General features: G+C 57.5%; 14 protein-coding genes. 12 read left to right on the plus strand and 2 right to left on the minus strand.

From position 1 onward, the window contains the following. Positions 1-18: 18 nt before the first annotated feature. Together kdpA and kdpF are read right to left on the minus strand one after the other, a co-directional pair. Positions 19-1731 carry a potassium-transporting ATPase subunit KdpA gene (kdpA, locus tag EI77_RS13130; RefSeq protein WP_133795742.1) on the minus strand — a complete coding sequence of 571 codons (1713 nt, stop codon included), beginning with the start codon at positions 1729-1731 and terminating at the stop codon, positions 19-21. Between the two features lie 11 nt (positions 1732-1742). Then, positions 1743-1826, minus strand: a complete 84-nt coding sequence (gene kdpF, locus EI77_RS24095) for a K(+)-transporting ATPase subunit F (protein WP_133795904.1) — start codon at positions 1824-1826, stop codon at positions 1743-1745. 434 nt (positions 1827-2260) lie between these two features. On the opposite strand from kdpF, the gene EI77_RS13140 reads away from it, so the two are divergent. From EI77_RS13140 to EI77_RS13195, 12 genes are all read left to right on the plus strand, one after another. Continuing rightward, on the plus strand, positions 2261-4927 hold the full coding sequence (locus EI77_RS13140) for a PQQ-dependent sugar dehydrogenase (protein WP_166647230.1): 2667 nt from the start codon (positions 2261-2263) through the stop codon (positions 4925-4927). A gap of 187 nt (positions 4928-5114) precedes the next feature. Then, the gene (locus EI77_RS13145) at positions 5115-5522 is read left to right on the plus strand and encodes a YciI family protein (RefSeq protein WP_133795744.1); all 408 of its coding nucleotides are present in this window, start codon (positions 5115-5117) and stop codon (positions 5520-5522) included. 13 nt (positions 5523-5535) lie between these two features. Next, the gene (locus tag EI77_RS13150; RefSeq protein WP_133795745.1) at positions 5536-6831 is read left to right on the plus strand and encodes an RNA polymerase sigma factor; all 1296 of its coding nucleotides are present in this window, start codon (positions 5536-5538) and stop codon (positions 6829-6831) included. A gap of 52 nt (positions 6832-6883) precedes the next feature. After that, positions 6884-7423: an SRPBCC family protein gene (locus EI77_RS13155; protein ID WP_133795746.1), complete on the plus strand. Its 540-nt coding sequence runs from the start codon at positions 6884-6886 to the stop codon at positions 7421-7423. A 36-nt stretch (positions 7424-7459) separates the two neighbouring features. Continuing rightward, the gene (locus EI77_RS13160) at positions 7460-8254 is read left to right on the plus strand and encodes a DUF899 domain-containing protein (RefSeq protein ID WP_133795747.1); all 795 of its coding nucleotides are present in this window, start codon (positions 7460-7462) and stop codon (positions 8252-8254) included. A gap of 48 nt (positions 8255-8302) precedes the next feature. Beyond that, the gene (locus tag EI77_RS13165; RefSeq protein WP_133795748.1) at positions 8303-8734 is read left to right on the plus strand and encodes a VOC family protein; all 432 of its coding nucleotides are present in this window, start codon (positions 8303-8305) and stop codon (positions 8732-8734) included. Between the two features lie 18 nt (positions 8735-8752). After that, positions 8753-9709, plus strand: coding sequence for an SRPBCC domain-containing protein (locus EI77_RS23375; protein WP_166647231.1), 957 nt, complete (start codon positions 8753-8755; stop codon positions 9707-9709). 104 nt (positions 9710-9813) lie between these two features. Beyond that, the gene (locus tag EI77_RS13175; protein ID WP_133795749.1) at positions 9814-10227 is read left to right on the plus strand and encodes a VOC family protein; all 414 of its coding nucleotides are present in this window, start codon (positions 9814-9816) and stop codon (positions 10225-10227) included. Between the two features lie 36 nt (positions 10228-10263). Next, a complete protein-coding gene (locus EI77_RS13180; protein ID WP_133795750.1) occupies positions 10264-10650 on the plus strand; it encodes a hypothetical protein in 387 nt (128 codons plus the stop codon). Between the two features lie 32 nt (positions 10651-10682). Beyond that, the gene (locus tag EI77_RS13185; RefSeq protein WP_133795751.1) at positions 10683-11051 is read left to right on the plus strand and encodes a DUF1428 domain-containing protein; all 369 of its coding nucleotides are present in this window, start codon (positions 10683-10685) and stop codon (positions 11049-11051) included. Between the two features lie 167 nt (positions 11052-11218). Further along, positions 11219-12490 carry a putative Na+/H+ antiporter gene (locus EI77_RS13190; RefSeq protein ID WP_133795752.1) on the plus strand — a complete coding sequence of 424 codons (1272 nt, stop codon included), beginning with the start codon at positions 11219-11221 and terminating at the stop codon, positions 12488-12490. A 91-nt stretch (positions 12491-12581) separates the two neighbouring features. Then, complete coding sequence (locus EI77_RS13195; RefSeq protein ID WP_208300348.1) at positions 12582-13652, plus strand: TFIIB-type zinc ribbon-containing protein; 1071 nt, start codon at positions 12582-12584, stop codon at positions 13650-13652. Positions 13653-13670 lie beyond the last annotated feature (18 nt).

Genomic DNA, 13670 nt, shown 5'->3' on the forward strand with positions numbered 1-13670 from the left:
AACGTCAAAGATAAAGGGTTAAAACAGACGGCCCTGAACCATCAGGAAGTGCTCCACCACCGGGCCGAGGGCCAGGGCCGGAAGGAAGTTCAAAGCACCCACCAGCAGCACCGTGCCGATAAGCAGCAGTGTGAAAGTTGCCCCATGGGCAGGAAAGGTACCCGCACTGGGAGCTGCCGCCTGTTTCTGCACCAGGGACCCTGCCATCGCCATGATGGGCACGATCATGAGAAACCGGCCGATGAGCATTGCCACGCCTAACGTTGTATTGTACCACGGCGTATTAGCCGTCAGCCCGGCAAAGGCGCTGCCGTTGTTGGCGGTCGCGGAGCTGTAGGCATACAGCATTTCACTGAAGCCATGCGGACCTGCATTGTTCAGGCCTGCCACGCCCCATGCGCTCACGCTTGCCCAGGCGGTGAAGCCCAGGATGCTCAGCGTCAGCACCAGCAGCGTCAGCATGGCCAGCTTCACTTCTTTGGCCTGGATCTTTTTCCCCAGGTATTCAGGCGTTCGGCCCACCATCAGTCCGGCGATGAAAACCGCCAGTACCACAAAAACCAACATCCCGTACAAGCCCGCCCCCACGCCGCCGATGACCACCTCCCCCAGCTCCATCATGAACAGAGGCACAAACCCGCCGATGGCTGTGAAAGAGTCATGCATTGAGTTTACTGCACCGCAAGAAGCCGCCGTGGTGATGGTGGCAAACAGGGCCGAATTGAAAATGCCAAAGCGCACCTCCTTGCCCTCCATGTTGCCATCCGCGACTGCCACACCCAGTTGCTGATGGATCGGATTACCGCCCGCCTCTGCATAGGCACAAACCATCACCCCTCCGGTAAAAAGGATCATCATTGCCGCCCATACGGCCCAGCCATGGGCCTGGTTCTTCACCATGCGTCCCAGGTAATAGGTAAGCCCGCTGCCGATGGCGAAGATCGAAAGCATCTGGACGAAGTTCGAAAGCGGTGTCGGGTTTTCAAAGGGGTGTGCAGCGTTCGCATTCGCAAACCCGCCGCCGTTGGTGCCCAGCATCTTGATCGCCACCTGGGACGCCATCGGTCCCTGTGCAATCATTTGTTCGGCACCTTCAGCCGTCAGGGCCTTTGTGTAGCTGTCAAAGTTTTGAATCGTCCCCTGTGAGACCAGAAACAGGGCAAACACGGCGCAAAGCGGCAGCAGCAGGTAATAAGTCACCCGCACCAGATCCGTCCAAAAATTCCCCAGTGTCGTCGCCGAGCTTCGGGCGATGCCCCTCACCAGGGCCGCAGCGATGCCGATGCCCGTGGCCGCAGAGACGAAGTTGTGGAACGTCAGCCCCACCATCTGGGAAAAGTAGGACAGCGTGGCCTCACCGCCATAGCTCTGCCAGTTCGTGTTCGTCGTGAAACTCACCGCTGTATTGAAGGCCAGATGCGGAGTCAGGCCGGGCAGCCCCTGCGGATTCCATGGCAGCAGATGCTGGCACCTTAGAATCGCATAGGTCAAGATTGTGCCCACAAGGCTGAAGACCAGCATCGCAAAAGTATATTGCTTCCAGTTTTGCTCCCGCTGCGGATCCGTGCCCATCACTTGGTAAGTCAGCTTTTCCAGAGGCTTCAACACGGGGTCAAGCCAGGTGCGGCCATTGGCATCCAGCACCTGCATGAGATAAAGTCCCATCGGTTTGGTAATGAGCGTGAGAAGCCCCAGAAACAGGGCGAATTGTAGCCAGTCGTTCGTTTGCATGATCGTGAGAGTTAGAATTTTTCAGGGCGCAGCATCGCCACCAGAAGGTAGGCGAGCAGGGCCAGGGCGATGACACCGGTGATGAGGGGTTCCATGGTGAAGGGCAGGGGTTAGAGGGTTTCAATGCCGTGAGCGTAAAGGACGCAGAGGGCCAGGAATGCGGCAGGCAGGCCGAGGTAGAGGAGATCAGTCATAACAGGAGAGCTTGCGGCTCGGCTGTAGCATCCCTCCAATTCCCTTCTTGCGTAGTTAAGGGCAGGCAAAAGGGCGTTAAGAAGTTGTTAACACGCCTTTCTCCCAAGCACGTGGGTTTGATTTAAATGGCAGAATGCACAGATTCAGTCTTAACGGATTTCTCACGAGAATGCTCTTTCCTCATACAGCGCTGGAGGATAGGATCTAAACAAGTTGCCCCCTTTTTCAAATGCTGGATTTCCCGCGCTTTTTGCTCTCGTCTTGCTTATGCATCCTCTGCAGTCTGGCGGCACTTCCTCTTCAAGCTCAGCTCTTTCGCGGGAGAAACACCAGCTTGAGCCTCCCCAAAAACACTCCGCCTGAGGTGGAGGCTGCGCCCAACTACGCGACCGAGCCGCTATCCACAGGGACACTCACTTTTAATCAGCCAATCTATAGCACCTACCCCGAAGGGGAGACGAGTTACTTCTATGTCGTGGAACGCGGGGGAAAAATATACAAGGTCTTGAGTTCAAATGACGGCTTTCCATCGAAGGTGCTTTTCATGGATCTTGCGCCTCATCTAAGCACCAATAACCGGCCTCTGGACACAGATAATGAAAACGGTGTGCTCAGCATGGCCTTCCATCCAGACTACCATCAGAACGGGTACTTTTACCTCTATTACAGCATTCGTTCGGCCAATCAGCTCCATCAACGCTTGGCCCGTTTCAAAGCCAGTGGCTCTGGCAGCTATCGTTCCTCCAGTTCGGCCAATGCCAATACCGAATACCCCATGCTCACCATTTATGACCGGGCGGGAAATCACAATGGAGGGGACCTTGCTTTCGGGACCGATGGTTATCTGTACTTCTCGTTAGGTGACGAAGGCGGCTCCAATGACCAGTATAACAATGCCCGTTTCATCAATAAGGGTTTTTGGGGGCAATTGCTGCGTCTTGATGTCAACCTCTCCTTGTCAAATTTTCTGCCCAATGTTTACCCACAGTCCAGTTCCACCAATTTCAAAACGGCTATCCACTTTGGCACCTACCGTGTTCCTGCGGACAATCCGTTCATTGGCCGCACCACCTGGCATGGTCGCACTTTGATGACCAATCCCTTCCAACCTAACTACAGCCCCGTGCGCACGGAAATTTACGCCACCGGTTTCCGGAATCCTTTCCGCTTCAGCATGGATACTGCAGGTGGCCGTCTCTTTTTGGCCGATGTGGGCCAAAATCTCCGTGAAGAAGTGAATATCATCGTCAAAGGCGGTGACTATGGCTGGAGCTGGAGGGAAGGGGACATCTCGTTCGCCAACTCACCTGCGTTTCCGGATAACTCCTCTGGCAATACCAATCAGGAGCCTGCCTCATCTGCCTTCTCTCCCATTGCCCCTGTTATCACGTATCCCCATTCTTCCAGTGGCAGCCCGCCGGTTTACGGATCCTCCATCACCGGAGGTATGGTTTATCGCGGCACTTTGCTCAGTGAGCTCCAAGGCACTTACTTCCTTGCCGATTATAACAGCGGCCTCATTGCTTCTTACAAGGAGACCACACCCGGCACGTGGGTAGCCACGCGGCTCACCACCAAGCCTGGCATCGTCCATTTCGGGAGGAATCCGGCCACTGGCGAGCCCGTCTTGTGCAACCTCAATGATGGCCTGCTTTATAAGCTGGTCCGAGGGCCTCCGATCTCACCACCTGCTTTGCTTTCAGGCACCGGGGCATTCCTCCTCACCTCTTCATTATTTCCGCAAACAGGTCTGGTGCCGTACGAGCCCAATGCCAGTTTTTGGAGTGATTACGCCGTCAAGCGCCGCTGGTTTTGCATCCCGGAGACCGCCCCCACCATCACCTATAGCGCCACCGGAAACTGGACCTTTCCTACCGGCACTGTGTGGATCAAGCACTTCGATCTTGATCGTGTTCGTGGCAACCCTCTCACCCGCCGGAAGATCGAGACCCGGTTCCTTGTCAAGACCGCCACTGGCATCTATGGCATCAGCTATCGCTGGCGCTCGGATCAGAGCGATGCCGACCTCGTCCCGGCTGCGGGCGCAAGTGTTGCGATTGCCAACACTTCGCCGGCGCAGATCTGGCGCTTTCCCAGCCGCAGCGAGTGCCTCCAATGCCATACCTCCGCCGCAGGGTATGCCCTGGGTTTCAATACCGCCCAGCTCAATTGCGAATACGTTTATAGCAGCAATTACAAGGACAATCAGATCGTCGCCCTCAAGCGCGGCGGCTACCTCCCCGGCTTTACCGATGTCACCACCTCACACCTCCCGGCGCTCACCTCCGTCTCCAATGCGGATGCCTCCCTGGAATGGCGCGTCCGTTCTTATCTGGCCGTCAATTGTGGCCAATGCCACCAGCCCGGTGGCGGCGCCCTGGGCAATTGGGATGCACGCTACAGCACCCCCACCTCCCTGACCCAGCTCATCAACGGCACCTTGGTGAATCCTGGTGATGATCCGGACAACCGCGTCATTGTCCCAGGTGATCCGGGCCATTCCATGCTGCTCACACGCCTCCAGGGCAGCCTGAGCCGCATGCCTCCCATTGCCACTCATGAGCGGGACCTGGAGGCCGAGCAGGTCATTTCAGACTGGATCAACCAGCTCCCATTGGAGCAGACCCTCGCTCAATGGCAGGAACTGCACTTCGGCTCGTCTTCGGCACCGCAGGCGCAGCCCCTGGTGGATGCAGATGGCGATGGCGTCACCAACGAAGTCGAATACCAGACCGGTACCGATCCCCACGATCCCGCCAGCCGCTGGGCTTACCAGTCCACCGTCACCGGCAACCTCACGACTTTTGAATACACCCAGCCCGCCAATCGTGCTGCCCTCATCCAGATGAGCCGTGACCTGGTGAATTGGAAGCCCCTGAGCGTCCCTGGTCACCCGTCTTCCATCCAGCTTACCTATCCCTCCGCTCCCACCCTCAAAACTTTCACGGTCCCCATCACCAGTCCAGACCGCTTTTTCCGTTTCCATTTTCAGAAGCAGTGAGCGGATACATTCCCCTCCGTATCCGGATGCGCAAGGCCCTGGTCTGCCCTCAAACGGTATGTCAAAGGGCCAGCTATGTAAAAATGGAAAAAAAGTAATGTCCTCTGTCCTTTTCTTTCCGGCCCGTTCGTCATGCCTATGAACAGACGATCTAAAGTCCATCTTTTACCCTGAAACTTTTCACTCTATGAGCCTCAACCCGATTCCCAATCCTGAATACATGGTCCTCTTCCGCACCAACGGCTGGGAGGACAATCTTTCCCCTGAAGAAATGCAGAAGATCATGGGCCAGACCATCGCTTGGTTTGAGCGCCTGCATGAGCAGGGAAAGATGAAGGCTGCCCAGCCGCTCTTTCCTGAGGGGAAGACCATCTCTGGAAAAAGCGGCCGTCATGTCGCCGACGGCCCCTTTGCCGAATCCAAGGAAAGCATCGCCGGTTATCTCATGCTCACTGTGGATACCTTTGAGGAGGCCGTCTCCATCGCCCAGCAGTGGCCTATGCTGGAGTGCGGCTGCACGGCGGAGGTCCGCCCGGTAGCTCCTGAGTGTCCGAGCTTTAAACGTATTCAGGAGGAAAAAATGGCTGCTGCCTAACTGGAACCGTGTCATGCAAACTCCTTCACCCAATGCCGAACACGGCGTCAGCCAGCTGGCCGATCACCTTTTCCGTCATGAGGCGGCAAAGCTGGTCTCCATCCTGACCGGCATCTTTGGCATCCACCGCCTCCAGATGGCCGAGGATGTGGTGCAGGAGTCCCTGGCCCGCGCCTTGCAGACCTGGCCCTTTTACGGCGTTCCCGCCAATCCTGCCGCCTGGCTCATGCAGACGGCCCGCAACCTTGCGCTGGACCTCATCCGCCGGGAGACCAGCTTTCAGCAGAAGCAGCCAAAGATCGTCGAATTCATCGAGCAACGTCTGTCCGATACCGCCACCGGCAGCCAGCCCATGTTTGATGAGGAGATCAAAGACGACCGCCTCCGCCTCATGTTCGCCTGCTGCCATCCCCAGCTCCCGCAGGAGGCCCAGACCGCGCTCGCCTTGAAGGTTCTCTGCGGGTTCAGCCCTCAGGAAATCGCCAGCGCCTTCCTCACTTCCGAGGTCGCCGTGGCCAAGCGTCTCACCCGTGCCCGCCAAAAGCTTCAGGAGGAGCAGGTCGCCTTTGAGATCCCCTCCGGCGTGGAGCTGCCCACCCGTCTGGATAGTGTGCTGCAGATCCTCTATCTGCTTTTTAATGAAGGTTACAAAGCCTCTCATGGCGATAGCCTCATCCGCGAAGATCTTTGCAATGAGGCCATTCGTCTTACCACCCTCTTGGCAGGTCATCCTGCAGGCAGCCAGCCCCGTACCCATGCCCTGCTGGCCCTCATGTTTCTCAATGCCGCCCGTCTTTCCGCCCGCCTTGATGACGCCGGAAACATCCGCCGCCTGGAGGAGCAGGACCGCAGCCAATGGAACGCTTCCATGATCCAGCGCGGCATCCTGCACCTGGGCCTCTCCGCTCAGGGAGATCAGGCCAGCGAATACCACCTCCAGGCCGGCATCTCCGCCTGCCATTCCCTCGCCCCGGATGCCGCCTCCACGGACTGGCCTCAGATCCTCCGTCTTTACGATCATCTCCTGCAGATGAACAGCTCGCCGGTCATCGCCCTGAACCGTGCCGTGGCCCTCGCTAAGGTTGAAGGTCCCGCCAAAGGCCTGGCCGCCGTTGAGGCCATTCTGGACCGCCAGCCGCTCGATTCCTATCACCTTTTCCATGCTGTCATGGGTGAGCTTGAAGCCCAGCGCCAGCATTATCAGTCCGCCGCCTCCCATCTCCGCATGGCCCTCCAGTTTACCGAGATGGCGTCCGAGCGCAGCTTGCTGAGCAAACGCCTCCATGAGGTCGAGCAGCAGCCGGACTGACACCTCTTTTCGCATCCCGAATCACCTAACAAACAACATCAAAATAGACACCATGTTCACCAAGATCCTCATCTTCCTTGCCGTTATCCTGGCCGTTCTTGCCGTCGTCATCCAGATGAGGCCCGATGATTTCAGCATCACCCGTTCAGCCACCATGGCCGCTCCGCCCCAGGTGGTCTTTGATCAGGTAAACGACCTCCACAAATGGGAAGGCTGGTCCCCCTGGGCCAAGCTGGATCCCGATTGCAAAGAGACCTTTGAAGGCCCGCCTGCAGGTACCGGCGCCATCTTTAAATGGTCCGGCAACAACGAAGTGGGTGAAGGCATCCAGACCATCGTCGAAAGCCGCCCTGCCGAACTGGTGCGCATGAAGCTGGAATTCATCCGCCCCTTTGCCGGCACCAATGATGTGGATTTCACCTTCAAGCCCGAAGGCACCGGCACCCTGGTCACCTGGAGCATGAGCGGCAAAAATAACTTCATGAGCAAGGCCGTCGGCCTCGTCATGGACTGCGATAAAATGTGCGGTGATTTTTTTGTCCAGGGCCTGGCCAGTCTCAAAGCCATTGTCGAATCCCCCGCCAAATCCTAACGGGCAGTTCCTTCCAAACTCCACTCTCCGCCCACCATGAAATCAGCACCGATGTCAGAACAGATCAAGGGTCATCCCGTCGTCTCGCCCTCGGAATGGCTTGCCGCACGTCAGGCCCTGCTCCGTGAGGAAAAGGAATACATGCGCCTGGGGGACAAGCTCAGCGCCCTGCGCCGGGAGCTGCCCTGGGTGAAGGTGGAAAAGGACTACCGCTTCCAGGGACCTGAAGGTGAGGTTTCGCTGGCTGACCTGTTTGATGGTCGCAGCCAGCTTTTTGTGCAGCACTTCATGTTCGGCCCGGACTGGGAGGAGGGTTGCGTTGGCTGCTCTTTCACTGCCGATCATGTGGATTGCGCACGCGTCCATTTCCAGCAGCGTGATCTTTCTTTTGTCGCCATTGCACGCGCCCCTTTGGAAAAACTCACCGCCTATCAGCAGCGCATGGGCTGGACCTTCCGCTGGGTGTCCTCCTCCGGCAGCGACTTCAATTATGACTTCGGTGTCTCCTTCACTCCTGAGCAGATCGCCAGTGGCCACATCTTTTATAATTACGCCATGGAAGAGGCCGAGATCGAAGACCTCCCTGGCATCAGCGTCTTCCATAAAGATGATCAGGGAAACATCTTCCACACCTATTCCGGTTATGGCCGGGGCATGGAGGTCCTGGACGGAGTTTACATGTTCCTGGACCTCGCCCCCAAAGGCCGCGATGAGGCCCATCTCGACAACCCCACCTCCTGGTGGCGTCGTCACGACCGTTATGAAACCGACGGCAGGTCAGCTCCTGGTCTGCCAGTGCCCGCTGAAAAATCATCCTGCTGCTGCGCCTGATCTCATTTTCTTCATCCTCAGTCAAATATCCAAAAACATCCCATCCATATGAATTCCACCACCGTTCAGCCCTACCTCTTTTTCAGCGGCCGCTGTGAAGAAGCTCTCGAATTTTACACCACTGCCATCGGCGCCAAGGTGGAAATGATCATGCGCTTCAACGAAAGCCCGGAACCCACGCCCCCGGAGATGCTTGCCCCCGGTTTTGAAAACAAGGTCATGCATGCCTCCTTCCTCGTTGGCTCAAGTCAGATCATGGCCTCCGATGGCTGTGGCGAGGCAGATGCCTTCGGCGGTTTTTCCCTCTCCCTGAATCTCGCCAACGAAACCGAGGCCGCCAGCAACTTCGCTGCGCTGTCTGAAGGTGGCGAAGTCACCATGCCCCTCGGCAAAACCTTCTGGTCTCCGTGCTTTGGCATGCTCAAGGACAAGTTCGGCATCGGCTGGATGATCAATGTCGCCCCCACCCCGACCGAATGACCGGCCCCTTCTCATCGCATGAATGCCTCTTCTTCATCCGCCCCTGCTGGCGCCATCGTCAGCACACGCCACTTTAACGTCGGTCGGGACCGGCTCTTTGAGGCCTTCAGCGATCCAGCCCAGCTCATCCAGTGGTGGGGCCCGAAAGGCTTCACCAACACCTTCCATAAGTTCGATCTCCGCCCCGGCGGGGACTGGCTCTTCACCATGCATGGACCCGATGGCAAGGACTATGACACCGTCAAAAAATTCACCGAGGTCATCCCCTGCCAGCGCATCGTTTTCCAACACCTGGAGTCCGTTCACCGCTTTGACATGACCCTCATTTTTGAGGCCGAGCCCAATGGCTCCCGGTTCACCTGGCACATGCTGTTTGAATCCCCCGCCGAGGCGGAAAAACTCAGGTCTTTCATCACCGCCGCCAACGAGGAAAACTTCGACCGGTTGGAGGCCCATCTCTCCAGCCATGTTTCAGCCGATGAATGGTCCATGACCCGCAGCTTCGAGGCTTCCCCTGCGGACTTGTTCCAGGCCTGGACTGATGCGGCCACCTTCTCCCAGTGGTGGGGCCCCCACGCCTTCACCAATGCCGTCTGCATCACGGATCCCCGTCCCGGTGGCGAATACCGCGTCACCATGCGCAGTCCTGACGGCACCGATTATCCCCTGCACGGACGATACCTGGAAATCCAGTCTCCAGACCTTTGGGTCATGACCATGGACTGCACGGATCACCCGCCCGCATGGCATGACGTCGTCAAGCCTGAGCGCACTCCGGAGGAGACCAACCCCGCTGGTGTAATGCGCCTCAGCGTCAGCCTCATCGAGGGCGATGGACACACCCGCATGGACCTGCGCATCCGCTTCGTCTCACCCGCCATTCGCGATGCCTTTGTCCGCATGGGCATCCAGGACGGCTGGGGTGAAAGCCTGGATAGCCTCGCTGCTTTGCTTGCGGCAAAAGAGTCCAAATAAAAAAGATGACCCTCTCTGTCCTCTCAGGCTTCGTCCATTCGTCATCTCATTGAACAGCCACTACAAGGCTCCCCAACGAATCCTTCTCACAGCGTCCTCCTGCCATGACCAACAAAATGATCTTCGTGAATCTGCCCGTGAAGGACCTGCCTCGGTCCATGGCTTTTTTCAAGCAGCTCGGTTACACCTTCAATCCTCAGTTTTGTGATGAAACCGCTGCCTGCCTCGTCATCAGCGACACTATCTTCGCGATGCTGCTCACTCATGATAAATTCCAGGGTTTCATGCCAAAGGGCAAAAGCCTCGTGGATGCCTCTCAGGCCACGGAAGTGCTCATCGCCCTCTCCTGCGAAAGCCGGGAGGAGGTGGATTCCCTCATCGCCAGCGCCGTCGCCGCAGGCGGCAGCACCTACAACGAACCCCAGGACCACGGGTTCATGTACGCCCACGGTTATCAGGACCTCGACGGCCACATTTGGGAAGTCATGTGGATGGACCCCGCGGCTCTTCAAGGTTAAACCATCCACTGAAACAAATCTCCCGCTCCCATCCCTATGAAAATCGCATCCCTCATCGCCGGAGGCCTCCTCGGTCTCCTCTTCATCATGTCAGGTGTCGTTGTACTCCTGAATCTCGTCGAAGCTCCCCCACCACCGGAAGGCAGCGCTGCTGCCTCCTTCATGGCCGCCTTTGCCCCCACGGGCTACCTCACTTTTGTTAAAGTGCTGGAGGTCATCGGCGGTCTGCTGGTCCTCATCCCCCGCACCCGCAATCTCGGCCTCCTGGTGCTCGGACCCATCATTGTCAATATCCTCGCTTTTCACACCTTCGTTACCCAAGGCGAAGGCCTGCTGAATCCCATGATCATCGGCATCTGCCTCCTCGCCCTCTTCCTACTCTGGGTTGAGCGCAAAGCTTGGGCTGCCCTCCTTCATCGTTAATCTCCCACACCCAAACCTAACCACCTAACATTATGTCACACTACGTAGATGGATTCGTCATCCCCGTCCCTACCGACAAGATTCCTGAATACCAAGCCATCGCTGAAAAAGCCTGCGTGATTTGGAAAGAACATGGTGCCCTCGACTACCGCGAATGCGTTGCCGAGGACACCGATGCCAAAGACATGGTTTCCTTTCCCACCCTCGCAGGTGCCAAAGAAGGAGAGACCGTTGTCTTCGCTTACATCGTCTATGAATCCCGAGCCCATCGCGATGAGGTCAATGCCAAAGTCATGGCCGATCCCCGCATGATGGAGTTCTGCCCTGACCACGGCGGCCAGCCCCCATTCGACTGCAAGCGCATGGCCTACGGCGGTTTTAAAACCATCGTTAGCGATTAAACCTCCCCCCTCCTCACAATCCCATCGACGGCCCGGACACTCTCCGGGCCGTTTTGTTAGTGTGCAAGCTTCACTCAGGCCTAACAAAGATTAAAATAATACTGACTTTTTTTTGGGAAAAGTTAATCCTGGGTTGCCTGTGCCGCTCATCTCCCTAGGCTCTCTGGATGAACCCCGCCCCCATGGAAATCCTCGCCACGGTGCTGTTCGCGCTGGCCATCCTGCACACCTTTGCAGTGAAGCGTTTTGCGCACTGGGCGCACAAATACCCCAGTGGTTCCATTCAGGAGAATCTGCTGCACTTTCTGGCGGAAACTGAAGTCGTTTTCGGCCTCTGGGCTGCCGCCCTTTTCGCCGGGATTATTGCCCTAACTGGATCCGTCCATGATGCCGTCGTTTACATTGAAAGCCTCAATTATACCGAGCCGAAATTCGTCCTCGTTGTGATGGTCGTGGCCGCGACCCGGCCCGTTGTGAAACTGGCCGAAGGTCTCATCAGCGGCATCGCCCGACTCCTTCCCTGGGGGGAGGCCATGTCATTCTACGTCGCTGCCCTCTTTGTCGGGCCCTTGCTCGGCTCCTTCATTACAGAGCCTGCAGCCATGACCCTCCTTGCGCTCGTTTTAAAGCGCCGTTACTTTGACCAGGGCATCAGCCGCCGCCTCGCCTATGCCACGCTGGGCCTGCTTTTTGTCAATGTCTCCATCGGCGGCACCCTCACCCATTTCGCCGCACCGCCCGTTCTTATGGTCGCTGCCAAATGGCAGTGGGATACTGTCTTCATGCTCACCCATTTCGGCTGGCGCGCTGTCCTCAGTTGCTTCTTCTCCACCGCCATCATTTTCTTCATTTTCCGACGGGAGCTGATGGCTCTTCCGGCCGTGCCCAACCGCAGCGGTGCCGTTCCTGTCTGGCTCACCGTCCTTCATATGCTCTTCCTCGCTGCCGTCGTCGGTTTCGCCCATCATCCCGATGTCTTTTTTGGGATATTTATGCTCTTCCTGGGACTCGTCTCCGCCACCCGTGAATTCCAGGACCAGTTGAAGCTCAAGGAGGGGCTCCTCGTTGGTTTCTTCCTCGCCGGTCTTGTCACCCTTGGCTCCTTGCAGGCTTACTGGCTGAAACCCCTCATTAGCAGCCTCAGCGGCCATGCTCTCTTTTTCGGGGCCACCGGTCTCACCGCCTTGACGGACAATGCCGCGCTTACTTATCTGGGCTCTCTTGTTGAAGGCATCAGCCCGGAACTGCAGTATGCCCTCGTCGCCGGGGCTGTCACCGGCGGCGGCCTAACCGTCATCGCCAATGCGCCTAATCCCGCCGGTGTCGGCATCCTTCAGACGGCCAAGGCCTTTGGGGATGAAGGCATCAGCCCCCTCGGACTGCTCACGGGGGCCCTCCTTCCTACATTCATCGGCATCATCTTTTTCTGGCTGGTGTGATCAACATGCTGTTTCCGCAGTCCGGTGACGATTTGCTCTTTCATCAGCTTTTGATTTGCGCATCCGCGCTCCATCTGGCCCATTGGATCGCATGACTGAAGTCACTGCCATCAGCAAATTTGCCTGCCCCGGATGCGGAGGCGAGGCTGTCTGGACCCCGGCCAAAAAATCCCTGGTCTGCCCTTACTGCGGTACCGTCTCTCCGGCAGAGCTCAAGGCCGATGGCACCCTCATTGAGGAAAACGACCTCGTCTCCGCCCTGCGCTCCATTCCGGATGACCAGCGCGGCTGGGAGGCCCAGCGGAAAACCGTCCGTTGCCAAAGCTGCCAGGCCATTTCCGTCTTCGATCAAAAACGCGTCGCTCAGCGCTGTGACTTCTGTGGCTCCTCCGCGCTGCTTGATGTCAATGACATGCAGGCTCCCATCCGGCCCGGCAGCTTGCTGCCTTTTAAGATTGCCGAAGGCACCGTCCGCGAAGACATCCGCCGCTGGTATGGCAGCCACTTTTGGGCTCGTAGCAATCTCAGTGATAAAGCGCTGACTGATACCCTTCACGGTCTTTATCTCCCTTACTGGACCTTTGATGCCCACGCCGAATGTCCATGGCAGGCCGAGGCCGGATACCATTATTACACTCGGGACAGCCAGGGCCGCCAGCAGCAGCACACTCGCTGGGAGCACGCCAGTGGTCACGTCAGCGAGGACTTCGACGACGTCCTCGTGCCCGCATCCAAAGGCGTCCACGCCGCCCTCCTCAGCGCTCTTGAGCCATTCCCCACCACCACCGAGCTCGTCCCCTACGATGCCGGTTACCTCTCTGGATGGGTCGTGGAGCAATACCAGATTGACCTCATCCAGTCCGCCCAACATTCCCGTCAGCGAATGGATGGCCTCCTCCGCCAGACCTGCTCATCCCAGGTTCCCGGGGATACTCAGCGGAATCTCCAGATTGCCCCTGAATACAGCGCCCAGACTTTCAAGCACATCCTGCTTCCCATCTGGCTGCTCACCTATACCTACGGCACCAAAAACTATCAGGTCGCCGTCAACGGTGTCACTGGCAAGATCACTGGCGAATATCCTCTGAGCTGGGTCAAGATCACCATCGCCGTCATCCTCGGCCTTATTCTCCTGTTCATCTTCATCAGCTATTCCAACTGACGGCCTTTGCAGGTTGTA

The organism is Prosthecobacter fusiformis (genome assembly GCF_004364345.1).
Classification (GTDB): domain Bacteria; phylum Verrucomicrobiota; class Verrucomicrobiia; order Verrucomicrobiales; family Verrucomicrobiaceae; genus Prosthecobacter; species Prosthecobacter fusiformis.